Raw genomic sequence first — 24,844 nt, forward strand, 5'->3', positions numbered from 1 at the left:
TGGCCTGCCATGATCGAGATTAGCCGTTCCCGCGAAATTCAGGAGGTTCCGTGCCGTCCTATCTGTTCGACCGATCCGGTTCCCGGTATCCGATCGACGAGCCGAGGTGGCGTGGCGACGACGGCTCGCCGCTCATGGTCGGCCCGCTGCCGGGGATCTCCGCCGAGCAGATCGACACCGGTGAGCGCTCGCACTGGCGCTACCGGGCCGCCCTGCCGCTGCCGACCGAGCGGATCTCGCTGGGTGAAGGATGCACGCCGCTGGTCTCCAGCACCGTGTTCGGGGCCGAGGTGCTCGTCAAGCCGGAATGGTTCAATCCCACCGGCAGTTTCAAAGACCGCGGAACCAGCGTCATGGTGTCGCTGCTCGCCGATCAGGGCATCGGCGCGATCCTCGAGGACAGTTCGGGCAACGGCGGAGCCTCGGTGGCCGCCTACTGCGCGGCCGCGGGCATTGAGGCCAGGATCCTGGCGCCGGCCACTACGTCGCCGGCGAAGCTGCAGCAAGCGCGCGCCCACGGTGCCGAGGTGCAGCTGGTGCCCGGATCCCGCGCCGACACGTCGCGGGAAGCCATCCGTCAGTCGCAGCAGCGGTTCTACGCGAGCCACAACTGGCATCCGTTCTTCCTGCAGGGCGTCAAACTGCTCGCCTACGAGCTGTGGGAGCAGCTCGGCTTCCGCGCACCGGACAACGTCGTGATCCCGGCCGGTGCCGGCAGCCTGGTGCTCGGCTGCGACCTCGGGTTTACCGAACTGCTCGCGGCCGGTCAGATCGACGCGCTGCCGAGGCTGCTGGTCGCGCAGCCGTCGAACTGTGCGCCCCTGGTGCGGGCGTTCGAGCGCGGTGACGACGCTGTCGGAACCGGTGCTGAGGCCCCAACGTGGTCGCTGACGATCGCCGAGGGCACGGCGATCGCCAGTCCGGTGCGCGACCGCGAGGTGCTCGCGGCCATCCGCCGGTCCGGTGGGGCGATGGCGGCGATCGGTGAGGAGGCGATCGCCGGCGCCACTCGGGAGCTCGCCTCCCGCGGCTGGTATGCGGAGCCGACCAGTGCGATGGCGGCCGCTGGCCTGAGGATGTTCCGGCAGCGGCAGGTCGACGGGCGCCCGCTGATCGGGCCGGATCAGACGACGGTGCTGGTTCTCACCGGGTCCGGGCTCAAGGCCGCGGGGGCGATGGCGGCGGTTTTCGGCTGACCGGGCTCAGGCCTGCGCCGGCACCAGAGCCTCGGCGAGTCCGTCGCGCAACGGAGTGGTGGCCCGGCCGATAAGTGCGCTCAACTGACCGCTGGTTCCGGCCAACAAACCGTCCCGCGTGTTGCCGTCGAGGGCGACCACGAAGTCGGCCTGAGCCGGTGGCACGCCAGCGTCGGTGAGGATCGTGCGGTGCTCCTGGGGCGTCACACGGTGGTAGACGACCTCGCGGCCGATCAGGTCGCCGATGGTGTCGGCGAGTTCGGCGTAGTCCCAGGAGGTGTCGCCGGACAGCTCATAGACCTTGCCGGCGTGGCCGTCGCCGGTGAGTACGACCGCCGCCGCCTCGGCGTAGTCTTTGCGGCTGGCGCTGGCCACGCGTCCGTCGGCCACACTCGAGATGATGAGTCCGGTGAGCCTGGCCTGCTCCAGCACCTGGGAGTAGTTCTCGGTGTACCAGCCGTTGCGCAGGAACGCGAACGGGATGCCGCATTCGCGGATGAGTTTCTCGGTGGCTTTGTGCTCCGGTGCGAGCACCAAGTCGGAGGTGTCGGCCGCCGGAGCGCTGGTGTAGGCGATGAAGCCGATGCCGGCATCCTTCGCCGCAGTCACCACGTTGCTGTGCTGGGCGATCCGCTGGCCCACCTCGCTGCCGGAGACGAACAGCAGACGATCGACGCCGCGGAAGGCCGTGGCCAGTGTGTCCGGCTGGGTGTAGTCGGCGACGCGCACCTGTACGCCGCGCTCCTCCACGTCGGCGAGCTTCTCTGCCGACCGGCCGACGGCCACGATGTCCTCCGGTGCGATGCCACGCTCCAGCATGGCGTCGATGGCGAGGCCTCCGAAATGGCCAGTGGCTCCGGTGACGGCAAAGATCATGACAGTCCTTTCGATGGGAGTGCGAACATCAACCCCAACAGAACATGCATCCGCAGGTATTCCCGGCGCGGCGGGCGTCGCATGATTCGTGAGTTGCGTCGAGGTGCTAGAGCACCCGGTGGATGAGCGGGACTCCCGGGCGGTAGGCCAGGTGCACATAACTGGGCGCGTCCAGGATGACCAGATCGGCCCGCTGGCCGACCGCCACGATCCCGACATCCTGCCGCCAGAGTGCCTTCGCTCCCCCGGCGGTGGCCGCCCAGAGCGCCTCGGCCGGCGACATCCGCAGTTCCCGAACCGCCAGGGCGATGCAGAACGGCATCGAGGAGGTGAAACTCGATCCCGGGTTGCAGTCGGTGGCGATCGCGACGGTGACGCCCGCCTCAAGCAGTCTGCGGGCATCCGGGTACGGCTGCCGGGTGGAGAATTCCACGCCGGGAAGCAGCGTGGCGACGGTGTCTCCCGCGGCCAGAGCGTCGACGTCTGCGGCCTCCAGAAAGGTGCAGTGGTCGACGCTGGCGGCGCCGAGCTCCACGGCGAGTCGCACTGCGCCGGAGGGGGCGAGTTGCGCGGCATGCATCCGTGCCCCCAGACCGCGTGCCTGCCCTGCCGTGAGCACCACGCGTGCCACGTCCACGTCGAACGCGCCCTGGTCGCAAAACACGTCGATCCACTTCGCGTGCGGGGCGCAGGCGTCGAGCATCGGTCCGATGACCAGGTCGACATAACCGGCCGGGTCGTTCGAGTATTCGACGGGCACCACGTGCGCGCCGAGATAGGTGGTGTCCGAGGTGAGGTCGGCGGCGAGGCGCAGGCAGCGGGCTTCGTCGGCGGTGGTGAGACCGTAGCCGCTTTTGATTTCGACGCTGGTGGTTCCCTGCGCCCTCATTTCGGCGACCAGTCGCGTCGCGCCAGCGAGCAGATCCGCGTCGGTGGCCGCACGGGTTGCCGACACCGTCCCACGTATACCGCCAGCGGCATACGGATGTCCGGTCATGCGGTGTTCGAATTCGGCGGCGCGATCGCCGGCGAAGAAGAGGTGGCTGTGGCTGTCGACGAAGCCGGGGATCACGCAGCGGCCCTCCGCGTCCACCCGGTCGTCGGCATCCGGTGCGGCGCCGGCGTCACCGACCCACCGGATGCGACCATTTTCGGTCACGACGGCGGCATTCGTACGCTCGGCGGTGAGGGGCCCCACGGCCGGGTCGTTGGTGACCAGCAGGCCGATATTGTCGATCACCGTGCTGGTCATGCCACGCCCACCTTCTCCAACGCCGCCGCCAGCAGCGATCCCACCTCGCCGAGCCGATGGCGCCCGCCGGCCACCACGGTGGATCCGCCGACCACCACGGTGCTGACATCCTCGGCCCCCGCGGCGAACCACAGTTGGTCGAGAGCCGCTCCCGCCGTGCGTCGACTGGTTGTCGCCGTCGCGACGAGGTCGCAGACCTCGCCGACTTCGACCGCGCCACCGGTCCAGCCGAGTGCCGCGTAGCCGTTCGCTGTCGCCGCCCTCAGCAGCGCACCGGGACTGAACACGCCGCGCGTGCCACCGGCAAGCCGTTGGTCCAGTTCCAAGCCGCGCAGTTCCTGGTACGGGTCGATGACCGCGTTCTGGTCGGTGCCCAGACACAGCCGCACTCCAGCGCGGTGCAGTTCGAGAGCGGGTCCGATGCCGTCACCGAGGTCGCGCTCGGTGGACGGGCAGAAGCACACCGTGCTGCCGCTCGACCCCAGCAGCACAATGTCGTCGCCCGTGAGGTGCGTGCCGTGCACCGCCGTGAATCGCGGACCGAGCAATCCCGCATCGGCGAACACCCGGGTCGGTGTTCGTCCGTCGGCGGCGTGCACCTGGTCATTTTCGGAAGGTTGCTCGGACACGTGCGCGTGGAGTGGTCCGGAGGAGACGAGGTCGGCGAAGGCAGGCATCAGTGCGGCATCGACGGCCCGCAGCGAGTGGATCGCCGCGCCGATGCGGGCCGTGGCGCTGCCTGCGGTACGTGCCGCCAGAGCATCGTGGCGGCGCTGCCAACCCTCCAGCGACCCGTCGCCGAAGCGGGCCTGCCGAGGCGACAGCGGCAGCGGCCGGCCGGAGCCATCCAGCCCGCCGCGCAGGTACAGGGTGTCGAGCAGGGTGATCCGGATGCCGGCACGACCAGCCGCCGACAGCACGGCATCCGCCATCGCATTGGCGTTGTCGTATCGTGAGCCGTCCGGCCGGTGATGCACGTAGTGGAACTCGCCCACGACGGTGATGCCGGCCGAGACCATGTCAGCGAACACGGCAGTGGCGAGTTCGTAGTAGTTGTCCGGGTCGAGGAGCGCGGCGACCCGGTACATCTGCTCGCGCCAGTTCCAGAACGATCCGCCGTCGGCGTGGGTGCGGCCGCGCAGAGCCCGGTGGAAGGCGTGCGAGTGGGCGTTGGCGAACCCGGGGGTGACCAGTCCGGCGAGACGCTCGTCCCGTTCACCGGCGGGAACGTCGGTGGTGACCGCGGTGATCAGGCCGCCGCTGTGCTGGATGCGCACGCCATGTCCGATACGCACGCCGTCGATACCCGGGCCCTCGATACGCGCACCGTCGGCGGCCGGCAACACCGCGTGCTCGCACCAGAACGCGTCGCCGTTCATGTCCGGCCGGCCCGGGCGGTGATCACGGCAGCCAGCGCGGCCACGCCGGCCTCGCAATCGGCGGCTTCGGCGAACTCCTCGGGAGCGTGGGAGATGCCCGTCGGATTGCGCACCAGGATCATCGCCGAAGGCACCCCGGCCAGCGCCAGCACTCCGGCGTCGTGCCCGGCTCCGGACGGGAGCCTCGGCAGGTCCTGCCCGGTCGCGGCGCGGAGCTGGTGGGCCAGCTCGCGAACCAGAGCGGTGTCGAACCGCGTCGCTGCCGTCCAGGATTCTTCGACTGTCGCCCGTGCGGTGCGCGCCGTCACGCCCGCGACGACGCGCCGCACCGCCTGGTCCTCGGCGGCGCGCGCGTCGATCCACGCGGATGCGCGGCCGGGGATCGCGTTGACGGCGCCGGGGTGCACCGCGACCTTGCCGACGGTGGCGAGCGCCCCCGCGGTCTCGGCGGCTTCCCGCACTGCGAGGATCACCTGCGCGAGGCCGATCATCGGATCGTCGCGGCCGGGCAGCGGTGTCGTGCCGGCGTGGTTTTGCTGACCGGTGATGTCCACCCGCCAGCGGCCGTGCGGCCAGATGCCGGTGGCGAGGCCGAGCGGCGACCCGGCTCCAGCGAGTCCGTCTGCTCCCGTGTCGGTGGGCAGGTGGCCTTGCTCGATGTGTAGCTCGATGTATTCGCCGATCCGGGCGAGCCGCTCGGGGTCGCGGCCGAGGTGGGCGGCGTCGGATCCGGCAGCGGTCATGGCCTCGGACAGACTGATTCCGTCGGCGTCGATCAGCCCTCGCGCCAACTCGGCGTGCAGGGCGCCGGTCATCAGGCGCGACCCGGTGCAGGCCACACCGAAACGGGCGCCTTCCTCGTCGGCGAACGCGACGATGGCAACGGGACGGGTGAGAACGATCCCGTCCCGCTGCAGGGTATCGATCGCCGCAAAAGCGGAGGCGATTCCCAGTGGTCCGTCGAAGGCGCCGCCGCTCGGCACACTGTCCAGGTGGGAGCCGACCACCAAGGCGGTGCCGGAGACCTCGGCGTGCCACCAGGCCCAGAGGTTGCCATTACGGTCGAGTTCGACATCCAGCCCCAGTGCATCCGCCTGTTGCCGGAACCAGGCGCGGCAGTCGGCGTCCGCGCGGGTCCAGGCGAACCGGTCGTAGCCGCCCGAGGCCGGGTTGCGTCCGACGGCCGCCAGCTGATCGAGCAGTGCCACGGTCGTCACGACTCCCGCATGGGAACCCGTACGTGCATCCCGTCGGCCACATCGACGGCCTCATCGTAGCCGGCGTCCACGTGGCGGATGACGCCCATCGCCGGGTCGTTGCTGAGCACCCTGGCGAGCTTTTCGGCGGCCAGTGGGGTGCCGTCGGCTACGGTGACCTGGCCGGCGTGGATGGAGCGGCCGATGCCGACTCCGCCGCCGTGGTGGATGGACACCCAGGTGGCCCCGGAGGCGGTGTTCACCAGCGCGTTGAGCAGCGGCCAGTCTGCGATGGCATCCGAACCGTCCTTCATGGCCTCGGTCTCCCGGTACGGGGAGGCCACCGAGCCGGAGTCGAGGTGATCGCGGCCGATCACGATCGGCGCGGAAATCTCCCCAGAGGCGACCATGTCGTTGAACTTGAGTCCGGCGCGGTCGCGCTCGCCGTAACCCAGCCAGCAGATCCGCGCCGGCAGGCCTTGGAAGTGCACGCGCTCCCCCGCGAGTCGGATCCACTTCGCCAGCGACCGGTTCTCGGGGAACAGCTCCAACACCGCCCGGTCGGTGGCGGCAATGTCTTTCGGGTCTCCGCTGAGCGCCGCCCAGCGGAACGGGCCCTTGCCTTGGGAGAACAGCGGGCGGATGTAGGCGGGGACGAACCCGGGGAACGCGAACGCGTCGGAGAAGCCGGCCGTTTTGGCCTCGGTGCGGATGTTGTTGCCGTAGTCGAACACCTCGGCGCCGGTCTTCTGAAAACCGACCATGGCCTCGACATGGATCGCCATCGAGTGACGGGCAGCGTCGGCGAACCCGGTCGGGTCTTTGGTGCGGGCGGCGTCCCACTGATCGAAGGAGTACTCCAGCGGCAGGTACGCGAGCGGGTCGTGCGCGCTGGTCTGGTCGGTGACGATGTCGATCTCGGCGCCCAGGGCGAGCATCCGCGGCACAACGTCGGCGGTGTTCCCGAGCAGGCCGATCGACAGCGCCTTCTTCTGGTCCCGGGCCGCGTAAGCCAGTTCGAGGGCGTGCTCGATGGAGCGCGCCTCGACGTCCAGGTAGCCGTGCTCCAGCCGGCGGGCGATCCGGCTCGGGTCCACCTCCACACAGATCACCACGCCGTCATTCATGGTCACCGCGAGCGGTTGCGCGCCGCCCATCCCGCCCAGGCCGCCGGTGAGGGTGATCGTGCCGGCCAGGCTCCCGCCGAACCGTTTGGCTGCGATCGCCGCGAACGTCTCGTAGGTGCCCTGCAGGATGCCCTGGGTGCCTATGTAGATCCAGGATCCGGCGGTCATCTGCCCGTACATGATCAGGCCGAGCTTCTCCAGGCGCCGGAACTCGTCCCAGTTCGCCCAATCCCCGACGAGATTCGAGTTGGCCAGCAGCACACGCGGCGCCCACTCGTGGGTTTGCAGCACCCCGACCGGCTTGCCGGACTGCACGAGCATGGTCTCATCGTTCTTCAGGGTCGTGAGGGTGCGCACGATCGCGTCGAAACTCGCCCAGTCGCGCACAGCCTTGCCGCTGCCACCGTAGACGATCAGCTTGTCCGGATGCTCGGCCACCTCCGGGTCGAGGTTGTTCATGAGCATCCGCAGCGCGGCCTCCTGCGGCCAGCCCAGGGTGTGCAGCTGGTTGCCCCGGTAGGCGCGCACCGGTCGCGGCCCGGCCTGCCGGGGGTGGGTGATGACGCTCATCGAAGTTCTCCTCCTGCTTGTGAGATGACGGATGCGGCGGCTGCGACCAGCGACCCGTCCAGCACCATGTCGTGGGCAGCGGCGATTTCCGGCGCGAGATACCGGTCGGTGCCCGGCCCCGGCACGCGTTCGCGCAGCTTGGCGACGACCGCCCGGCTCACCGGGGACGCCTGCACCGGGGCTCGCATGTCGATCGCCCGCGCCGCGGTGAGCAGCTCGATCGCGAGCACGCGAGACACTCCGTCGATCGAGCGGCGCAGCTTGCGGGCGGCACTCCACCCCATCGAGACGTGGTCTTCCTGCATGGCCGAGGACGGGATCGAGTCCACGGAGGCCGGTGCCGCGAGGCGTTTGAGCTCGCTGACGATGCCCGCCTGGGTGTACTGCGCGATCATGTGGCCGGAGTCCACGCCGGGGTCGTCGGCGAGAAACGCGTTAAGGCCGTGGCTGCGGGAGGCATCCAGGAACCGGTCGGTGCGTCGTTCGCTCATGCTGGCGAGATCCGCGGCGACGATGGCGAGGAAGTCCAGCACGTACGCGACGGGGGCCCCGTGGAAGTTTCCGTTGGACTCCACTCGGCCATCCAGCGTCACGACGGGGTTGTCGATGGCGGAGGCCAGCTCTCGAGAGGCGACCGTGGTGGCGTACCCGATCGTGTCGCGCACGGCGCCGTGCACCTGTGGGGCGCAGCGCAGCGAGTAGGCATCCTGCACCCTGGTGAACCCGGTGGGCTTGCCGATCATCGGTGAATCCGCCAGTACGGCGCGCAGGTTGGCGGCGGAGTCGCGTTGCCCCGGATGGGGGCGCAGCGCCTGCAGGTCGGCGGCGAACACCGCGTCGGTGCCGGTGAGTCCCTCGACGCTCATCGCGGCGGCGAGGTCGGCGGTGGTGACCAGGGCGCGCAGGTCGGTGATGGCGAGCACGAGCATCCCGAGCATGCCGTCGGTGCCGTTGACCAGCGAAAGGCCCTCCTTCTCCCGCAGTTCGATCGGCTCGATGCCGGCGGCGGTGAGCGCCTCTGCGGCCGGCATTAGTGTGCCGACGGCGTCACGCACCTCCCCCTCGCCGAGCAGCGCGAGCGCGCAGTGCGCGAGCGGCGCCAGGTCGCCGGAGCAACCGAGGCTGCCGTATTCGCCGACGACGGGGGTGATCCCGGCGTTGAGCACGGCGGCGTAGGTCTGCGCGACGAGCGGACGCACGCCGGTGCGCCCGGTCGCGAGCGTGGACAGGCGCAACAGCATCGTGGCCCGCACCACCTCGCGTTCCACCTCGGGTCCGCTGCTGGCGGCGTGGCTGCGCACCAGCGAGCGTTGCAGTTGGGCCCGTCGTTCCAGCGGGATCTGCTTGGTGGCCAGTGCTCCGAAACCGGTGGACACTCCGTAGTGCGGCTGGGTGTCGGAGGCGAGCGCCTCGATCACCGCTCGGCTGGCGGCCATGGCGCTTAGCGCATCCGGATTCAGTTCGACGACCCCATGGCCGCGAGCCACCGCAATGAGATCGGCGAAGCTGACAGCCCCGGTACCGAGTGACACCGTCGACTCGTCGGTGAGTGTATCCATGACTCTCATTAGAGTCGCAACCGGGGCGCGGCGGGGCGGTTTGCGCGATAAGGTGTCTGGGATCCCAGACAGGAGGAGCGGCGGTTGAGTTCTGTGCCGGCGGCGCGCGACACGCTGCGCATCATCAAGTACCTGGCCGGGCACGGTGGTCCGGTTCGCGCCTCCACGGTGAGCCGGGATCTGAACCTGCCCCGCTCCACCACCTACCATCTGATGAGCGTGATGCAGCAGGAGGGCTTTCTGCTGCACTCCCCCGAGAACCAGGCGTATGCCCTCAGCCCGCTGCTGGCCGACATCGGATCGGCGGTGCTCGCCGCAGGCGCACTGGGCCGAATGGCGAAGCCGATTCTCGAACGCCTGGTCGCCGAGACGAAGCTACCGATCGTGGCGCATCTCGGCGTGCTCCACCACTCGGATGTGGTCTACGCCTCGAAGGTGTCCGCGCCGCACGCGCCGTCGGTCGTCACGAGTATTGGGGTACGGCTGCCGGCGCATCTCACCGCGACGGGCCGGGCGATGCTCGCCGAGCTCGGTCGAGACCAGGTGCGCGCCATCTATCCGTCCGCCCAGTCGCTGGTCACCCGCTCCGGACCGGGGCCGACGACGATCGGGCAACTGAATGCCCTGCTGCAGGAGACCCGCGACCGTGGGTGGGCGGTGGAAGACGGCGATATCACCCTCGAATACGCCTCCGTCGCCGCTGCCGTGCTCGACCACAGCCGCTATCCGGCTGCGGCGGTGGGGCTCACGTTCCGAAGCAGTGCGGTCGACCCGCGCCAGTGGGACGGACTGGGACGGGCCACCCGCAGTGCTGCCGAGACGTTGAGCCAGCGGATCGGGGGACACGGCTGACCCGCCTGTCGCAGGTGGCGGTCAGTGTACCGGGGTACACTCGTCTGAGGGAATACTTCGGCCTGTTTCTGGGTTTTAACTGATGCCGCGGTACCCGCGAGATGCCCTGGGACTCTCCCATGGTGCACGGATGAATGCCGCGAGTGGAAAGCGTCGGCGCAATCGAAGTACGACAGAACTGCGCACGAACGCGTCTTGATGAAAGGGAACATTCCAGATGGTTATTGAAGTCGGCGAAACAGTCGTTTACCCACACCACGGGGCGGCCACGATCACCAAAATGACCACCCGAACTATCAAGGGCGTCGACACCAAGTACGTGAAGTTGAAGATGCACGAGGGTGACCTCGTCGTAGAGCTGCCGATCAGCAATCTTGAAGAAGTGGGTGTGCGCGACGTGATCGGTCTGTCCGATGTCGAAGCCGTGTACAACGTGCTGCGTTCCGACACCGTCGAAGAGCCGGGCAACTGGTCCAGGCGCTTCAAGGCCAACACCGAGAAGATGGGCAGCGGCGATGTGCTGCGCATCAGCGAGGTCGTCCGTGACCTCTGGCGCCGTGACAAGGAACGCGGCGTCTCCGCCGGCGAGAAGGCGATGCTCGCCAAGGCCCGCCGCAATCTGATCTCCGAGCTTCTGCTCGCCCTGCACTTGACCGCGGAGGAGACCGAGGTCGTCCTCGACGAGGTTCTCGAGTCCGCTCTGGTCAGCGCCTAAAGTACAGTCTGCGTATCGAAACCGCGTCAGCGGGTTGAGTGCGAGCGCCCGCGCGAGCCGTATCGAAACCGCGTCAGCGGGTTGAGTAGGCGAGCGTCAGCGCGAGCCGTATCGAAACCGCGTCAGCGGGTTGAGTGCGAGCGTCCGCGCGAGCCGTATCGAAACCGCGCCAGCGGGTGAGTAGGCGAGCGTCAGCGCGAGCCGTATCGAAACCCGGCCCGAAGGTTTCGATACGCCGTCCTCGTTCCTCGGGCGCCTACTCAACCCCCTGCTGTCAGCGGGTTGAGTAGGCGAGCGCCCGCGCGAGCCGTATCGAAACCGCGTCAGCGGGTTGAGTGCGAGCGTCAGCGCGAGCCGCACCGAAACCGCGTCAGCGGGTTGAGTAGGCGAGCGTCAGCGCGAGCCGTATCGAAACCCGGCCCGAAGGTTTCGATACGCCGTCCTCGTTCCTCGGGCGGCAACTCAACCCCCTGCTGTCAGCGGGTTGAGTAGGCGAGCGTCAGCGCGAGCCGTATCGAAACCGCGTCAGCGGGTTGAGTAGGCGAGCGTCAGCGCGAGCCGTATCGAAACCCCCGCCCCTGTGGACAACGCAAGCGCCCATCGGTACCCAGGCGCCATACTCACGCAATGCCTTTCACTTACATCCTGAAATGCGCCGACGACAGCTACTACATCGGAAGCACCCGCGACCTCGAACACCGAGTGTGGCAGCACTCCACCGGGCACGGGAGCGCCTACACCAGCCGCCGTTTGCCCGTGACACTCGTCTTCGCGCAGGAGTTTGACCGCATCGATGACGCGTACGCCTTAGAAAAGCGGATGCAGGGTTGGTCCAGGCGGAAACGTGAGGCCGTCATCGAGGGCAGGTTCAAGGACCTGCCAGGGCTCAGCAAGAAGGTGTTTCCGCCGAAGGGCGAGTGAGGGGCGCGGGGGTTTCGATACGGCTCGCGCTGGAGCGCTCGCCTACTCAACCCGCTGACGCGGTTTCGATACGGCTCGCACTCAACCCGCTGACGCGGTTTCGATACGGCTCGCACTCAACCCGCTGACGCGGTTTCGATACGGCTCGCACTGGAGCGCTCGCCTACTCAACCCGCTGAATGGGCTGGAGGCCGGCGCGACGGAGGGTGTGCTCGGCGTGCCGCAGCACCGGGCTGTCCACCATGTGCCCGCGGAACCGGAACACCCCGTTGGTGCCGACCGCGGCGGCGAGAACGTCCCGCGCATAGGCGACCTCAGCATCCGTTGGCGCATAGGCCGCTCGAATCGTCTCAACCTGTCCCGGGTGGATGCACGCGGTCGCGGCAAACCCGACGGCCGCGGCGTCCCGCGCTTCTGCGCCAAGTCCGTCGAGGTCAGCGATATCCAAATGAACGGTGTCGACGGCCGCTTTGCCATGAGCGGCCGCGGCCAACAAGACGGCCGACCGCGCGTGCCGTGCCACGTCACGGTAGGTTCCGTCGCCGAAGCGGCTCGAGGTACCGCCGAGCGAGGCGACCAGGTCTTCGGCTCCCCACATCAGCGCGACCACGCCGGGGTACGCCGCGAGTTCCGCCGCCGCGAGCACCCCCGCCGCCGTTTCGCACAGCGCGACCACCTCGAAACTTTCAAGCATCCTGAGCTGGTCCGAAGCTGCGGCCTTCGGCAGCATGACCATCCGGTACGGGGTCCTCGCCAGTGCCACCAAGTCCTCAGCGAAATCCGCTGAGCCGGCTTCGTTCACGCGCACCATGGTGGTGGACGGATCCAGCGGATGCTCGATTATCGCGGAGCGGGCGGCCGGCCGATCGGCGGGCGCCACGGCATCCTCGAGGTCCAGGACGACGGCATCCGCACGATCGGCGGCTTTGCCGTACCACTCGGGCCGGTCAGCCGGACAAAACAGCAGCGCCGGCCCGAGGTCGAACGTCATTGCCTGGCACGTCCCTCTGCCGCAGCGTGTGCGTCCTTGCACCACACCATCACCGACCGCACGGCAAGCGCCACGATATCTCCGTGTTGATTGAGCGCGGTGTGCGACAGCGTGATGATGCCCTGACCGGGCCGGGACACGGACAGGCGCTTGTCGTCCACAATGGTTTCCGAATACATCGTGTCGCCGTGGTAAAGCGGGTGCGGGAACCGTACTTCGGTGAAGCCCAGGTTCGCGACGATGGTGCCCTGGGTCAGTTGCGCGACCGAGCTGCCCACCATGGTGGCCAGGGTGAACATCGAGTTCACCAACCGCTCGCCGAACGGCTGAGTGGCGGACCAGGCCGCATCCAGATGCAAGGACTGCATGTTCATCGTCATCGTGGTGAAGAGCACATTGTCCGTCTCGGTGACGGTGCGGCCGGGGCGATGCAGGTACCGCGCATCCAGTTCGAATTCTTCGTAATACAGCCCGCGCTGTTCGATGGTCTTGCGGTCATCCGTCATTTGGTGGTCTCGAATTCTTCGATGTTGAGTGGTGCTCCTGTGGCGTTCACCACCTCGTCGACAGTGACGCCCGGTGCCAGCTCGCGAAGCACCAACCCGTCTGCGGTGACGTCGATAACGGCAAGGTTGGTGATGATTCGGTCCACGCATCCTTTGCCCGTGAGCGGCAGACTACACCGCTCGAGGATTTTCGGGCTACCGCTCCGGTCGACGTGATCCATCATGATGATGAGCCGCTTGGCGCCGAAGACCAGGTCCATTGCGCCACCCATGCCCTTGACCATTTTGCCTGGAATCATCCAGCTCGCGAGGTCACCGTTGGCGGCGACTTCCATCGCTCCGAGGACCGCGACGTCGACGTGGCCGCCGCGGACCATCCCGAACGACGTGGCGGAGTCGAAGAAGGCTGCACCGTCGTTGACGGTCACGGTCTCTTTGCCGGCATTGATGAGGTCGGCATCGAGGTTCTCTTCGGTGGGATAGGGACCGACTCCGAGGATGCCGTTCTCCGAATGCAGCACCACCTCCACCCCGTCCGGGATGTAGTTCGGGATCAACGTGGGCATTCCTATGCCCAAATTGACATATTGGCCGTCTTCGAGTTCTTCGGCGACCCGGGCCGCCAACTCATTCCGTGTCAGGCTCATGCGCCTGCCTCACTCATCGCCAGCGTCCGTTTCTCGATCCGCTTCTCACCATCCGCGGCGAGAACCACCCGCTGCACGAAGATGCCGGGCGTGTGAATCTGCCCCGGCTCCAGCTCACCGGGTTCGACGATCTCTTCAACCTCCGCAATGGTGATCCGACCGGACATCGCAGCCAGCGGATTGAAGTTCATCGCGGTGGCATGGTAGACGAGGTTGCCGTAGCGGTCGCCCTTGGCCGCGTGCACGAGGGCATAGTCGGCAACGATGGCGCGCTCAAGCACGTAATCCACGCCATCGAAGTCGCGGACCTCCTTGGGTTCGCTGGCCACCGCGATGCTGCCATCCGGCGAGTAGCGGCGAGGCAAGCCGCCCTCGCTCACCTGTGTGCCCACGCCGGCCGGAGTGTAGAAGGCGGGTACCCCGGCGCCGCCGGCGCGCATCCGCTCCGCCAGTGTGCCCTGCGGAGTCAGTTCCACTTCAAGTTCGCCGGCCAGGAACTGGCGGGCGAATTCCTTGTTCTCTCCCACATAGGAACTGATCGTGCGACGGATACGGTGGTCCGAGAGCAGGATGCCAAGCCCCCAGTCATCGACGCCGCAATTGTTGCTGATCGTCTCCAGTCGATCTGTGCCCTGGGCATGCAGCGCGTCGATCAGCGCCACCGGAATACCGCATAGACCAAAACCACCGACGGCAACAGATGCCCCTTGAGGAATATCTGCCACGGCCTCAGCGGCACTGGCCACCACTTTGTTGATCATCCTCGATCTCCTTCTCGTGTCTTAGCGTAATCGATCGCCTTGTTCCGGGATTCACGCGGTGGCAGCTACTTCGACCGGTTCCTCGCGAGGGGCAATCGTGGCCACGATCTGATCGAGCCCGACCACGTCTCCTGGGACGACGTTGATGCTGACGGTGCCCGAGACAGTGGCGGTGAGCTGGTGCTCCATCTTCATCGCTTCGACGATGAGCAGGGTCTGCCCCTGCTCCACCTGCTCACCCGCTACGACGTTGACCGCGATGACCGTGCCCGGCATGGGTGAGCGGATGTCCGGAGCCGCCGGACCATTCTCCCGGATGATGCCGGCGAGCTGGTCGGCGAGCCGGTCGGCGCGGCTGCGCAGCACGAGTTCGACACTGTGCCCGGCCGCCCCGACCCACAGCCTCGCCCCCTGGCGCGCCATCCGCAGTCGGTCGATCCGACCGTCAATCTCCACGCTGTAGCGGCCCTGGCCCGAGCGGATCAGTCCGGCGCTCATGGGCTCGGCGCCGTCGATGCTAATCGTCGACCGTTCGGCGGTTCCGGCGACCAGCACGTCGACGGTCTCGGTGGCGCTCACCGCGAGGCTGTAGCGGCTCGGAACCGCCTGCCCGCCGATGCGCCAGCCGTCCGGCTGCTGCCAGATCCCCTGGGCGGCCTCGGCACGTTCGGCATGCAGCACCAGCGCGGCCGCCGCGAGCAGACGCCCGTCCGGACCGTGGAACGACAGCCCTGGCAGCACCCGCTCGATCAGTGACGTGTCGAGATTGCCGGCTCGGACATCCGGGTCGGCGAGCAGGCCGCGCAAGAATTCGATGTTCGTGGAGACGCCGAGCACAACGGTGTCGGCCAACGCGGCATCCAGCCGGGCGAGGGCTTCCTCGCGGGTGCGCGCCCAGGCGATGACCTTGGCGAGCATCGGGTCGTAGTTGCCGGAGACCTCCAGTCCCTCGGTCAGCGAGCTGTCTACCCGGATGCCAGTGGCGCTGGCCTCGCTCAGCGCGAGAATCGTTCCGGTGGACGGCAGGAATCCGCGCTCGGGGTTTTCGGCGTACACGCGCGCCTCGATGGCGTGACCCTTGGTGCGCACCTCGTCTTGGGCGACGGTGAGCACTTCCCCGGCGGCGATTCGCACCTGCCATTCGACCAGGTCCATCCCGGTGACCATTTCGGTGACCGGGTGTTCCACCTGCAGCCGAGTGTTCATCTCCATGAAGAAGAAGTCGTCTGGTGCGTCTGCTGAGACCAGGAACTCGACGGTGCCTGCGCCGCTGTAGTCGACGCTGCGCGCCGCTTGGCAGGCCGCCTCACCGATCCTGGCGCGGGTGGCCGCATCCAGCAGGGGCGAAGGGGCTTCCTCGATGACCTTCTGATGCCGGCGCTGCAGCGAGCACTCCCGCTCGCCGAGGTGGATGACGTTGCCGTGGTTGTCGGCGAGAACCTGCACCTCGATGTGGCGCGGGTTGTGCACCAGGCGCTCAAGGAACAGCGTGTCGTCGCCGAACGCGGATGCCGCCACGCGGCGGGCCGTGCTGAGTGCGTCCTGGAGACGGTCTGGCCCGATGACTTCCTGCATCCCCTTGCCGCCGCCGCCCGCCGACGGCTTGATCAGGATCGGGTAGCCGATGTCGTCCGCCGCAGCGAACAACTGCTCGTCGGTGAGGCCGGGCTCGGCGATCCCGGGGATGACCGGGACCGAGTGGGAGCTGACGTGGTTCTTGGCCCGGATCTTGTCGCCCATGACATCCAGGGCGTGCACGCCCGGGCCGATGAAGACCAGTCCGGCGTCGGCGCAGGCCTGCGCGAACGCGACGCTCTCGGAGAGGAACCCGTAGCCGGGATGCACCGCCTGGGCGCCGCTGGCGAGCGCCGCGGCGATGATCGCCTGCACGTTGAGATAGCTGGCCAGCGGCGCGGCCGGCCCGATGCGCACCGCGGCATCGGCCTGGAGCACGTGTTTGGCGCCCCGATCCGCGTCGCTGTACACCGCGACCGAGCGGATGCCCATCGCGGCCAGGGTCTGGATTACCCGACACGCGATCTCGCCGCGGTTGGCGACGAGCACCGTGTCGAACATCGTGCGGGATGTGGTGGGTTCAGTCGACGTCATGACTCTCACATCCGGAACAGGCCGAAGGAGGTCTCCGGCAGAGGGGTTCTCGAGCAGACGTCGAGAGCGAGGCCGAGCACCGTACGGGTGTCGGCCGGGTCGATGATCCCGTCGTCCCACAGCCGGGCCGTGGAGTAGTAGGGGCTGCCCTGGTCTTCGTACTGCTGTGCAATCGGCGCCTTGAACTCGGCCTCTTCTGCCGCCGACCAGTCCTCGCCGCGCCGCTCGTGCTGCTCGCGCTTGACCGTGGCCAGCACCGAGGAGGCTTGCGCACCGCCCATGACGGAGATCCGGCTGGCCGGCCACATCCAGAGGAAACGCGGCGAATAGGCTCTGCCGCACATCGAGTAGTTGCCGGCGCCGAAAGAGCCGCCGATGATGACGGTGAGTTTGGGGACCCGGGTGCTGGCGACGGCGGTGACCATCTTGGCGCCGTCCTTGGCGATGCCGCCCGCTTCGGCGTCGCGGCCGACCATGAAGCCGGAAATGTTCTGCAGGAAGATCAGCGGGATGCCGCGCTGATCGCACAGCTCGATGAAGTGGGCCCCCTTGAGCGCGGACTCCCGGAATAGGATGCCGTTGTTGGCGACGATGCCCACCGGATGCCCGTGCAGCCTCGCGAAGCCGGTGACGAGGGTCGTGCCGTATTCCTTCTTGAACTCGTGGAATTCAGACGCGTCGACCAGGCGGGCGATCACTTCGCGCACGTCGTAGGCTCCCTGCACGTCGGCGGGGACTGCCCCATAGAGGTCGGCGGCGTCGGCCAGCGGTTCGCGGCTCTCGATCACGTCCCAGACCGGGGCATCCGGTGCTGGCAGAGTCGCGACAATGTCGCGCACGATCGCCAGTGCGTGGGCGTCGTTTTCCGCCAGGTGGTCGGTGACGCCGGACACGCGCGAGTGCAGCTCTCCTCCGCCGAGCTCCTCCGCGGTGGTGATCTCACCGATGGCCGCTTTCACCAGCGGCGGCCCGCCAAGGAAAATGGTGCCCTGGCCCCGCACGATGACCGTCTCATCGCTCATTGCCGGCACGTACGCGCCGCCCGCGGTGCAGGACCCCATCACCGAGGCGATCTGCGGGATTTTGGCCGCCGACATCCGCGCCTGGTTGTAAAAGATGCGGCCGAAGTGCTCCTTGTCGGGGAACACCTCGTCTTGCTTGGGGAGGAACGCTCCGCCGGAGTCGACGAGGTAGATGCACGGTAGGTGGTTTTCCAGGGCGATTTCCTGAGCCCGGAGGTGCTTCTTCACCGTCATCGGGTAGTAGGTGCCGCCCTTCACGGTGGCGTCGTTGGAGATGATGAGCACCTGCCGGCCGCGCACCATGCCGATGCCTGCGATGACTCCGGCTCCGGGACAGGCGCCGCCGTACAACCCTTCCGCGGCCAGTGGCGCGATCTCCAGAAACGGGCTGCCCTCGTCGAGCAGTGTGTCCACCCGGTCGCGCGGCAGCAATTTGCCACGGGCCAGGTGACGTTCGCGGGACCGCTCCGGTCCGCCGAGCGCTGCGGCGGCCAGGCGCTGCCGGAGTTCGTCGACCAGGGCACGCTGTGCTGCGGCGTTGGCAGCGAAGGATTCGCTGGACCGGTCCACGCGGCTGATGATGGTCTGCATAGACAACTTCCCGGGGGGATCTGGCGCGCAAAGGCAATTCGGGTTAGTGTTCACTAACTGGGATTAGGTTAGTTCCTATTAACTGACTTGTCCAGGGACGGTCTACCGCGAGTGATACCTTTTCGGACGAGCGTAGCCGCCGCGGCGGCATTTCTGGTCCGAAAAACTATCGCTGGCGGAAGGGAGCAGGGATGAGCGAGACCCCGACCCTGCGCAGCCAGGCAAAGGCGAACCGGCGTGAAGCGCTGCTGTCGGCTGCCGCGCGTCTATTCGCCGAACGCGGGTTCAACGGCGTGTCCCTCGAGGAGCTCGGGGCGGCAGCCGGCGTGAGCGGACCGGCGGTCTACCGGCATTTCGAGGGCAAGCAGGCACTGCTGGGAGCGCTCCTGGTCGGGGTGAGCCAGCACCTGTCCGACAGAGGCCGAAGCGTGGTGGAGGCGGCCAGGGACGACAACGACGCACTGCGCGCGCTGGTACGGTTCCACGTGGACTTTGCACTGAGCAATCCCGACGTGATCCGCGTGCAGGGGCAGGATCTCGGCAACCTGTCGGATGACGACCGCCATGCCGTGCGGGCGCTGCAGCGCACCTACGTGGAGTTGTGGGTACAGGTGCTCGGGCGCATCCACCCCCAGGTCGACACGGCCTCGTTGCGGATTCGCGCGCACGCCGCCTTCGGGCTGATCAACTCCACCCCGCACAGCGTCCGGACCGCCGACACCCGCGCCATCCTCGAGCAGATGGCACTGGCCGGTTTGGCGTCTGCGGGTGCGCACGCCCCGGCATCCTAAGTCGCGGCACCGTCGCAGCCGTCAGGGTCGATCAATAGTCGGGGTCGATCAATAGTCGTCGACGTCGCCGCGGATCCACGTGATGTACCGCTCCAGCGAGGTCTCGACCACCTCCCGTGCATCCACCTCCACGACCTGCCCGAATGAGCCGTAGAGCCGGTCGTAATCGTGCGGTTCCATGGCGTCCAGAATTTGCCGGATGGCGCGCTCGGGAAGCGGGATGAGGTTCGGGTAAGAGCGCATGGCACTGACCGTCCACCGGCTCGGGCCGACGAAGATGGTGTCCCCGGTCAGATAAACGCCGCGGCCATCCGCTCCGGCGGCCCAGTGCGCCATGCTGCTGCCGGGAAAATGCCCGCCGCACTGCACGAAGGCCACTCCGGGCAGAGGCCGCTCGATCCCACTCCAGAGCCTGATCGCGTCATCCGGCCTGGTGATCCAGGCTTGGTCCGCCTCGGCGGCGTACACCGGTGCGTGATCGAAGGCCTCGCTCCAGCTGATCGAAGCGCCGGTGAGATGCGGATGGCTCGAGGAGATGACCGCGACGCCGCCAAGGGCGCGTACCGCCGCCACCGTGGCGTCGTCGATGAACCCGGGCGGCTCCCACAGCAGGTTACCCGCCGCCGTCTGCACGAGCAGCGATTGCTGCCCGATGCCCACCCGTGGGCTCACGGTCATCCGGTACAGGCCCGGTTCGAGGAACTCGACATCGGCAGCGGTGCCCTTCAGTGCCAGAGACTCGGACGTGGTCCACTTCTGCCCGGCCAACGGCACATACTGCCGCTCATCGGTGCAGATCAGGCATTCCGCGGGAGGGCGGTCGGTACGCGGATACTCGACGCCGCAGGTTTGACAGATCCAGCCGCCGGTGAGCCCGGTCACGCCTTCGCGCCTAACGCTCGGAGGTGCAAATGCACAGTTCGTTGCCCTCCACGTCGGCGAGCACCCACCAGTCCGGTGCGTGTTCCGCAGTCATCAAGTCGCCTCCGGCCTGGATAACATCGTCGACTCGGCTCTGCGCGTCCTCCGTCGGCACATACACATCCAAGTGGATGCGATTGCGGTCGGTACGCGGCGGATCCATGTGCTGGAACCAAATCGTCGGCCCGATGCCGCGCGGGTCGACCAGTTGGGTCTCTCCGCCGTCGTCGCGCTCCTCGTAGCCGAGCGCGACCCGCCAGAAGTCACGGATGCCGTCGGCATCGACACAGTCGATCGCCATTTCGTAGCGAGTCGGCTGTACTTCACGTCCCTTGGCCCCCAGCGTGTCGGCCAGTTTCTGGATTTCGGCGGCCAGTTTCACATCCCGGCTGGTCACCCCGCCGGCGTCGTGCGAGCTGAGTTGGAACGACACCTTTCCCCAGCCCAGACTGATCTCCGGATGATGGTTCATCACATCCGCTGCCCGCGCCACCTGGGCGACGAGTTCGCTCGCGCTGGCGAAGTCGCCGGTGGTGAAGGTGGCGTACAGGGTGCCGTCGAGGTGAACGAAGCTGCTGCCCGCGAGTGGCTCGGCGGTGTCGGTCGGAGTGAGCAGATCAGAACTCATGACTCCACTGTCCCCTTCGAGATGGCGGGGGTCAAGACCAGACCGGGCGACAAGTGCTCCGAAGGTCACACCATTGTGAGAATCATGCCAGGTTCAGCGAGAATCGCGCCGATGTCGGCCAGGAACCGTGAGCCTTGTTCGCCGTCGACCAACCGGTGGTCGAAGGACAGGCTCAGCGTCAGCACCTGACGCAGTGCCACCTCGCCGCGATACTCCCATGGCATCGTGCGAACCGCGCCCAGCGCCAGAATGACCGCCTCGCCCGCGTTGAGGATGGGCGTGCCGGCGTCGATGCCGAAGACTCCGATGTTGGTGATCGAGATCGTGCCGCCGGTCAGTTGCGCCGGAGTAGTCGTTCCCGCCCGCGCGCTCGAGGTCAGTTCGGCCAACGCGGTGGACAGCTCGGTGAGACTGAGCCGATCGGCGTCCTTGATGTTGGGCACGATCAGCCCACGCGAGGTTGCCGCGGCGATTCCGAGGTTGACGTAGTGGTACTGGATGATTTCGGCATTCGCCTCGTCCCAACGGGCATTGACCGAGGGGTTACGGCGCACCGCGACGAGCAGCGCCTTGGCCACCACCGTGAGCAGGTTGATGCGGTAATCGGCGAAGGCCCGATTCGTCTTCAGCGAGGCGATCAGGTCCATCGTCGGGGTGACGTCGATGGTGAGGAACTCACTCACGTGCGGCGCAGTGAACGCGCTGGCCACCATGGCGGCGGCGGTGTGTTTGCGCACCCCTTTGATCGGCGTGCGGCTCTCGCGTTCACCGGATGCGCGCGCATCCGGCTCGGCGACCGTGGTGGGGGCGGATGCCGCCGCGCGTACGTCCTCCCGGGTGATCAACCCGTCGTCGCCGGTTCCGGTGACCTGGGTGAGGTCCACGCCGAGGTCGCGAGCGAGCTTACGCACCGGCGGGGTGGAGCGGGGACGCTCCGTTACCGCGGTGTCGACGGCCGGTGCCGCCGACGCTGGCGCCGACTCGACGACGTCCGGCGCTGCCGGCGGTTCGGCCGGTGTTTGCCCGGTCGCCGCGCGTCCGCGGGCCCTCCGCGTGGGGCGGCTGTCGCTTTCAACGGGTGCTCCGTAGCCCACGAGCACCGGATTGCGCTCGATCGGTGCGGCACCGTCCTCAACTTCGAAGGACATCAGGGGTGCGCCGACCTGTACCGTCGCACCGGCTTCTTCGTAGAGCTTGGCGACGACTCCGGCGAACGGCGAGGGCAGCTGCACGATGGCCTTGGCCGTCTCGACCTCGGCCACCACCTGGTTGAGGTCGACCGTGTCGCCCACGGCGACGTGCCAGGACACCAGCTCCGACTCGGTGAGTCCCTCGCCGAGGTCCGGCAGGGTGAATTGCTTGACCGATGACATCCTTATTCGCTCCAACCGGTGAGCGAGTTCTGCTTGCCCAGCACGCGGTCCACGGCGTCGAGCATCCGATCCAGGTTCGGCAGGAAGTGGTCCTCCAGCTTCGCGGGCGGGTACGGCACATCGAATCCGGTGACGCGGGCGGGCGCCGCCTCCAGGTAGTTGAAGCAGCGTTCGGTGATGCTCGCCGCGATTTCGGCGCCCAGGCCGCCGAACTGTTGCGCTTCGTGGCTGATCACCAGCCGCCCGGTCTTGCGGACCGACGCCTCGACGGTGCGGAAGTCGATGGGAGACAGCGAACGCAGGTCTATGACTTCGACGGAGACGCCGTCGTCTTCGGCGGCCAGCGCGGCGTCGCGGGCGGTGGTCACCAACGGGCCGTAGGCGACCAGGGTGACATCCTTGCCTGGCACCACCACGCGCGCTGATTCCATGGACACGGTGGTGGCGTCGAGGTCTTCGTCAACCTCGCCCTTGGCCCAGTACCGGCGCTTCGGCTCGAAAAACAGCACCGGGTCATCCGAGGCAATGGCCTGCCGGATCATGGTGTGGGCGTCCTGCGGGTTCGAGCAACTGACCACGCGCAGTCCGGAGGTGTGGGTGAAGTACGCCTCCGGGGACTCGGAGTGGTGCTCGACCGCACCGATGCCGCCGCCGAACGGCACCCGGATGGTGAGGGGCATTTTCACGCTGCCTCGAGTGCGGTAGTGCAGCTTGGCGACCTGGGCGACGATCTGGTCGAATCCCGGATAGATGAAGCCGTCGAATTGGATTTCGCACACCGGACGATAGCCGCGGAATGCCAGACCGACGGCCGTGCCGATGATGCCTGCCTCGGCGAGCGGCGTGTCCATCACCCGGTCCTTGCCGAAGTCCTTCTGCAGTCCGTCGGTGACGCGGAATACGCCGCCGAGTGTGCCAATGTCTTCCCCCATCAGCACGACCTTGGGGTCTTCTTCGAGGGCGCGGCGCAGCCCGGAGTTGATCGCCTTCGACATGGTCATTTCAGTCATCAGTTGCCCGCTTCAAAGCTCGCGAGGTAGGCGGCGTACTGGCTCTTCTGCCGCTGGAGCCAGGAGCTCGGAGTGCTCAGGACGTTGTCGAAGACGCTGAGCGGATAGGGGTCGGCCAGGGACAGGCATCCGGACCTCAGTCGCTCGGCCGCGTCGTTCGCTTTCGCGGTGACCTTCGCGGTGAATTCCTCGGTGACGAGTCCCCTGCCCTGCAGCAGCGCACCAAGACGCTCGATGGGATCTTTCGCGGCCCAATCCTCCCTGGCGACGCGGTCCTCGTAACGGCTCGGGTCGTCCGAGGTCGTGTGCGGGCCCATTCGGTAGGTGACCGCTTCGATAAAGGTCGGTCCTCCGCCGGTGCGGGCGCGCTGCAAGGCGCAGCGGGTGACGGCCATCACGGCGAGGATGTCGTTGCCGTCGACGCGCACGCTCGGGATGCCGAACCCGGGGGCCCGGTCGGCGATCGCGCGGCGGGCTTGCAGGCCGACCGGCTCGGAGATCGCCCACTGGTTGTTCTGGCAGAAGAACACCACAGGAGCCTGGAAGCTGGCGGAGAAGACCATGGCCTCGTTGACGTCACCCTGGCTGGTTGCGCCATCGCCGAAGTAGGCGATCGCGACCGAATCGACGCCGTCCTTCTTGCAGCCCATGGCGTAGCCGGTGGCGTGCAGGGTCTGCGCACCGATGATCACATTGGGGGTGGCCATGCCGACGTCGTAGGGGTTCCAGCCGGAAAAGGATGTGCCGCGCCAGACGCGCACGAGGTCGGTGAAGTCGACGCCACGGCAGTATGCGACGGCGTTCTCGCGGTAACTGGTGAAGGCGAAGTCGTCAGCGCGCAACGCGCGGGCGGAACCGACCTGCGCCGCCTCCTGGCCCAGCAGCGGAGCCCACAGCCCTAGCTGCCCCTGCCGTTGGAGGGCTGTCGCCTCGGTGTCGATCCGGCGGACCACCACGAGGTCTTCGTACAGAGCGGCGAGCTGTTCGCCGGTGACGTCGGCGACCCACGGGTCCCAGGTGGGGTCGGCGACCCGCTCCCCGGCGGGAGTGACGAGCTGGACCAGGTCGTCTTGCCTGCCCAGCAGCTCAGCCTCGTTGAACTCATTGGATACGGCTGTGTGCAACATATCTCTCCTGATCCGCTCCGATTTCGGTGGGTACACCGCTCTCGGCACGATCTCTGCCGCCTCGGCTCGTAGCCTTCAGCGGCTCCAGCATCCTTGCCAGAGTCATCACGACCATACGCCAGCCGACCAGGCAGCACAATCAATCGACCGGCCGGTGAGCAGAGTGCATTGTCGGTTCCGACTTCACCCTGCTACCGTTGTGCATTATGCGCCACTTGGATGAAACCGACGCTCGACTCCTGCTTGCACTCACCGAAGACCCGCGCGGCACCGTCGTGGCGCTGGCGGAGCGGCTCGAACTGTCCCGCAACACGGTGCAGGCGAGACTGGCCCAGCTGGAGGGAGCCAACGCGCTGTTGCCGCTGGATCGACGGGTCAACCCGGTGCCGCTCGGCTACCCGTTGACCGCGTTCATCTCCATTCATCTCCAGCAGCAGAAGCTGGCCGCGGTGGTGCGGGAACTGGCCGAAATCCCCGAGATCATCCAGGCGCACGGCCTTAGTGGCCCGGCCGATCTGCTGCTCACCGTGGTCTGCGTCGACGCGGCGGACCTGTTCCGCGTCAATGGGGAGGTGCTGGCTTGCGATGGCATCGAACGTGCGGAGACCTCGCTGTCCATGGGTGAACTCATCCCGTTCCGGATGCGGCCGCTGCTGGAGCGCGGCCCGGTCGCCCCAGCCTGACTGCCCGCATAGGCCGCTTGTGACGATGTCTCGCGCCGCTC

Annotated in this window: 23 protein-coding genes; 6 read left to right on the forward strand and 17 right to left on the reverse strand. The window is 67.6% G+C overall.

Annotated features, from left to right (window positions below):
• The first annotated feature begins 50 nt into the window (after window positions 1-50).
• Window positions 51-1,196, forward strand: a complete 1,146-nt coding sequence (locus ABFX56_RS03030) for a threonine synthase (RefSeq protein ID WP_346231798.1) — start codon at window positions 51-53, stop codon at window positions 1,194-1,196.
• A 6-nt stretch (window positions 1,197-1,202) separates the two neighbouring features.
• Here ABFX56_RS03030 and ABFX56_RS03035 read toward each other — a convergent pair whose 3' ends face one another.
• The 6 genes from ABFX56_RS03035 to hutH all read right to left on the reverse strand — a co-directional run bounded on the left by ABFX56_RS03035 (window position 1,203) and on the right by hutH (window position 9,155).
• The gene (locus ABFX56_RS03035; protein ID WP_346231799.1) at window positions 1,203-2,072 is read right to left on the reverse strand and encodes an SDR family oxidoreductase; all 870 of its coding nucleotides are present in this window, start codon (window positions 2,070-2,072) and stop codon (window positions 1,203-1,205) included.
• Between the two features lie 106 nt (window positions 2,073-2,178).
• Window positions 2,179-3,324, reverse strand: a complete 1,146-nt coding sequence (gene hutI / locus ABFX56_RS03040; protein WP_346231800.1) for an imidazolonepropionase — start codon at window positions 3,322-3,324, stop codon at window positions 2,179-2,181.
• A complete protein-coding gene (locus tag ABFX56_RS03045) occupies window positions 3,321-4,703 on the reverse strand; it encodes a formimidoylglutamate deiminase (RefSeq protein ID WP_346231801.1) in 1,383 nt (460 codons plus the stop codon). The genes hutI and ABFX56_RS03045 overlap by 4 nt, the downstream gene beginning before the upstream one ends.
• Window positions 4,700-5,920 (reverse strand): allantoate amidohydrolase, encoded by a 1,221-nt coding sequence (locus ABFX56_RS03050; RefSeq protein ID WP_346231802.1) that lies wholly within the window; start codon window positions 5,918-5,920, stop codon window positions 4,700-4,702. The genes ABFX56_RS03045 and ABFX56_RS03050 overlap by 4 nt, the downstream gene beginning before the upstream one ends.
• Window positions 5,917-7,596 carry a urocanate hydratase gene (gene hutU / locus ABFX56_RS03055; protein ID WP_346231803.1) on the reverse strand — a complete coding sequence of 560 codons (1,680 nt, stop codon included), beginning with the start codon at window positions 7,594-7,596 and terminating at the stop codon, window positions 5,917-5,919. The genes ABFX56_RS03050 and hutU overlap by 4 nt, the downstream gene beginning before the upstream one ends.
• The gene (gene hutH, locus ABFX56_RS03060) at window positions 7,593-9,155 is read right to left on the reverse strand and encodes a histidine ammonia-lyase (protein WP_346231804.1); all 1,563 of its coding nucleotides are present in this window, start codon (window positions 9,153-9,155) and stop codon (window positions 7,593-7,595) included. The genes hutU and hutH overlap by 4 nt, the downstream gene beginning before the upstream one ends.
• Window positions 9,156-9,248: 93 nt before the next feature.
• Between hutH and ABFX56_RS03065 the strand changes: the two genes are divergently transcribed.
• From ABFX56_RS03065 to ABFX56_RS03075, 3 genes are all read left to right on the forward strand, one after another.
• The gene (locus tag ABFX56_RS03065) at window positions 9,249-10,007 is read left to right on the forward strand and encodes an IclR family transcriptional regulator (RefSeq protein ID WP_346233132.1); all 759 of its coding nucleotides are present in this window, start codon (window positions 9,249-9,251) and stop codon (window positions 10,005-10,007) included.
• A 217-nt stretch (window positions 10,008-10,224) separates the two neighbouring features.
• On the forward strand, window positions 10,225-10,722 hold the full coding sequence (locus ABFX56_RS03070) for a CarD family transcriptional regulator (RefSeq protein ID WP_346231805.1): 498 nt from the start codon (window positions 10,225-10,227) through the stop codon (window positions 10,720-10,722).
• Window positions 10,723-11,349: 627 nt separating this feature from the next.
• Window positions 11,350-11,643 (forward strand): GIY-YIG nuclease family protein, encoded by a 294-nt coding sequence (locus tag ABFX56_RS03075; protein ID WP_346231806.1) that lies wholly within the window; start codon window positions 11,350-11,352, stop codon window positions 11,641-11,643.
• Window positions 11,644-11,806: 163 nt separating this feature from the next.
• Here ABFX56_RS03075 and ABFX56_RS03080 read toward each other — a convergent pair whose 3' ends face one another.
• The 6 genes from ABFX56_RS03080 to ABFX56_RS03105 are packed head-to-tail and all read right to left on the reverse strand — an operon-like array spanning window position 11,807 to window position 18,270.
• Complete coding sequence (locus ABFX56_RS03080; protein WP_346231807.1) at window positions 11,807-12,634, reverse strand: HpcH/HpaI aldolase/citrate lyase family protein; 828 nt, start codon at window positions 12,632-12,634, stop codon at window positions 11,807-11,809.
• Window positions 12,631-13,140, reverse strand: a complete 510-nt coding sequence (locus ABFX56_RS03085; protein WP_346231808.1) for a MaoC family dehydratase — start codon at window positions 13,138-13,140, stop codon at window positions 12,631-12,633. The genes ABFX56_RS03080 and ABFX56_RS03085 overlap by 4 nt, the downstream gene beginning before the upstream one ends.
• On the reverse strand, window positions 13,137-13,787 hold the full coding sequence (locus tag ABFX56_RS03090; protein WP_346231809.1) for a CoA transferase subunit B: 651 nt from the start codon (window positions 13,785-13,787) through the stop codon (window positions 13,137-13,139). The genes ABFX56_RS03085 and ABFX56_RS03090 overlap by 4 nt, the downstream gene beginning before the upstream one ends.
• Window positions 13,784-14,548, reverse strand: a complete 765-nt coding sequence (locus ABFX56_RS03095; protein WP_346231810.1) for a CoA transferase subunit A — start codon at window positions 14,546-14,548, stop codon at window positions 13,784-13,786. Before ABFX56_RS03095 ends, ABFX56_RS03090 begins: the two co-directional genes overlap by 4 nt.
• Before the next feature lie 51 nt (window positions 14,549-14,599).
• The gene (locus tag ABFX56_RS03100; protein ID WP_346231811.1) at window positions 14,600-16,657 is read right to left on the reverse strand and encodes an acetyl/propionyl/methylcrotonyl-CoA carboxylase subunit alpha; all 2,058 of its coding nucleotides are present in this window, start codon (window positions 16,655-16,657) and stop codon (window positions 14,600-14,602) included.
• A 5-nt stretch (window positions 16,658-16,662) separates the two neighbouring features.
• Window positions 16,663-18,270 carry a carboxyl transferase domain-containing protein gene (locus ABFX56_RS03105; RefSeq protein WP_346231812.1) on the reverse strand — a complete coding sequence of 536 codons (1,608 nt, stop codon included), beginning with the start codon at window positions 18,268-18,270 and terminating at the stop codon, window positions 16,663-16,665.
• A gap of 191 nt (window positions 18,271-18,461) precedes the next feature.
• Between ABFX56_RS03105 and ABFX56_RS03110 the strand changes: the two genes are divergently transcribed.
• On the forward strand, window positions 18,462-19,061 hold the full coding sequence (locus ABFX56_RS03110) for an SACE_7040 family transcriptional regulator (RefSeq protein WP_346231813.1): 600 nt from the start codon (window positions 18,462-18,464) through the stop codon (window positions 19,059-19,061).
• Between the two features lie 48 nt (window positions 19,062-19,109).
• Here ABFX56_RS03110 and ABFX56_RS03115 read toward each other — a convergent pair whose 3' ends face one another.
• From ABFX56_RS03115 to pdhA, 5 genes are all read right to left on the reverse strand, one after another.
• Entirely contained in the window at window positions 19,110-19,943 is an 834-nt protein-coding gene (locus ABFX56_RS03115; RefSeq protein ID WP_346231814.1) for an MBL fold metallo-hydrolase, read from the reverse strand.
• 10 nt (window positions 19,944-19,953) lie between these two features.
• Complete coding sequence (locus tag ABFX56_RS03120) at window positions 19,954-20,610, reverse strand: VOC family protein (RefSeq protein WP_346231815.1); 657 nt, start codon at window positions 20,608-20,610, stop codon at window positions 19,954-19,956.
• 65 nt (window positions 20,611-20,675) lie between these two features.
• Window positions 20,676-21,989 (reverse strand): dihydrolipoamide acetyltransferase family protein, encoded by a 1,314-nt coding sequence (locus ABFX56_RS03125; RefSeq protein WP_346233133.1) that lies wholly within the window; start codon window positions 21,987-21,989, stop codon window positions 20,676-20,678.
• Entirely contained in the window at window positions 21,986-22,993 is a 1,008-nt protein-coding gene (locus ABFX56_RS03130) for an alpha-ketoacid dehydrogenase subunit beta (protein ID WP_346231816.1), read from the reverse strand. The genes ABFX56_RS03125 and ABFX56_RS03130 overlap by 4 nt, the downstream gene beginning before the upstream one ends.
• On the reverse strand, window positions 22,993-24,120 hold the full coding sequence (pdhA, locus tag ABFX56_RS03135; RefSeq protein ID WP_346231817.1) for a pyruvate dehydrogenase (acetyl-transferring) E1 component subunit alpha: 1,128 nt from the start codon (window positions 24,118-24,120) through the stop codon (window positions 22,993-22,995). Before pdhA ends, ABFX56_RS03130 begins: the two co-directional genes overlap by 1 nt.
• 206 nt (window positions 24,121-24,326) lie before the next feature.
• Here pdhA and ABFX56_RS03140 point away from each other — a divergent pair, with 206 nt between their 5' ends.
• The gene (locus ABFX56_RS03140; protein WP_346231818.1) at window positions 24,327-24,803 is read left to right on the forward strand and encodes an Lrp/AsnC family transcriptional regulator; all 477 of its coding nucleotides are present in this window, start codon (window positions 24,327-24,329) and stop codon (window positions 24,801-24,803) included.
• The last annotated feature ends 41 nt before the right edge of the window (window positions 24,804-24,844 follow it).

The sequence above is a fragment of the Parafrigoribacterium mesophilum genome (genome assembly GCF_039652555.1).
Taxonomy (GTDB): domain Bacteria; phylum Actinomycetota; class Actinomycetes; order Actinomycetales; family Microbacteriaceae; genus Parafrigoribacterium; species Parafrigoribacterium mesophilum.

Excerpts from the sequence above, each read along its gene's own strand:
- hutU (WP_346231803.1), bottom strand. The coding sequence starts at position 7,596 with ATGAGCGTCATCACCCACCCCCGGCAGGCCGGGCCGCGACCGGTGCGC.
- ABFX56_RS03110 (WP_346231813.1), top strand. The coding sequence starts at position 18,462 with ATGAGCGAGACCCCGACCCTGCGCAGCCAGGCAAAGGCGAACCGGCGT.
- ABFX56_RS03075 (WP_346231806.1), top strand. The coding sequence starts at position 11,350 with ATGCCTTTCACTTACATCCTGAAATGCGCCGACGACAGCTACTACATC.
- ABFX56_RS03100 (WP_346231811.1), bottom strand. The coding sequence starts at position 16,657 with ATGACGTCGACTGAACCCACCACATCCCGCACGATGTTCGACACGGTG.
- ABFX56_RS03105 (WP_346231812.1), bottom strand. The coding sequence starts at position 18,270 with ATGCAGACCATCATCAGCCGCGTGGACCGGTCCAGCGAATCCTTCGCT.
- ABFX56_RS03045 (WP_346231801.1), bottom strand. The coding sequence starts at position 4,703 with ATGAACGGCGACGCGTTCTGGTGCGAGCACGCGGTGTTGCCGGCCGCC.
- ABFX56_RS03140 (WP_346231818.1), top strand. The coding sequence starts at position 24,327 with ATGCGCCACTTGGATGAAACCGACGCTCGACTCCTGCTTGCACTCACC.
- pdhA (WP_346231817.1), bottom strand. The coding sequence starts at position 24,120 with ATGTTGCACACAGCCGTATCCAATGAGTTCAACGAGGCTGAGCTGCTG.
- ABFX56_RS03120 (WP_346231815.1), bottom strand. The coding sequence starts at position 20,610 with ATGAGTTCTGATCTGCTCACTCCGACCGACACCGCCGAGCCACTCGCG.
- ABFX56_RS03095 (WP_346231810.1), bottom strand. The coding sequence starts at position 14,548 with ATGATCAACAAAGTGGTGGCCAGTGCCGCTGAGGCCGTGGCAGATATT.
- ABFX56_RS03085 (WP_346231808.1), bottom strand. The coding sequence starts at position 13,140 with ATGACGGATGACCGCAAGACCATCGAACAGCGCGGGCTGTATTACGAA.
- ABFX56_RS03080 (WP_346231807.1), bottom strand. The coding sequence starts at position 12,634 with ATGACGTTCGACCTCGGGCCGGCGCTGCTGTTTTGTCCGGCTGACCGG.
- ABFX56_RS03090 (WP_346231809.1), bottom strand. The coding sequence starts at position 13,787 with ATGAGCCTGACACGGAATGAGTTGGCGGCCCGGGTCGCCGAAGAACTC.
- ABFX56_RS03035 (WP_346231799.1), bottom strand. The coding sequence starts at position 2,072 with ATGATCTTTGCCGTCACCGGAGCCACTGGCCATTTCGGAGGCCTCGCC.
- hutI (WP_346231800.1), bottom strand. The coding sequence starts at position 3,324 with ATGACCAGCACGGTGATCGACAATATCGGCCTGCTGGTCACCAACGAC.
- ABFX56_RS03130 (WP_346231816.1), bottom strand. The coding sequence starts at position 22,993 with ATGACTGAAATGACCATGTCGAAGGCGATCAACTCCGGGCTGCGCCGC.
- hutH (WP_346231804.1), bottom strand. The coding sequence starts at position 9,155 with ATGGATACACTCACCGACGAGTCGACGGTGTCACTCGGTACCGGGGCT.
- ABFX56_RS03070 (WP_346231805.1), top strand. The coding sequence starts at position 10,225 with ATGGTTATTGAAGTCGGCGAAACAGTCGTTTACCCACACCACGGGGCG.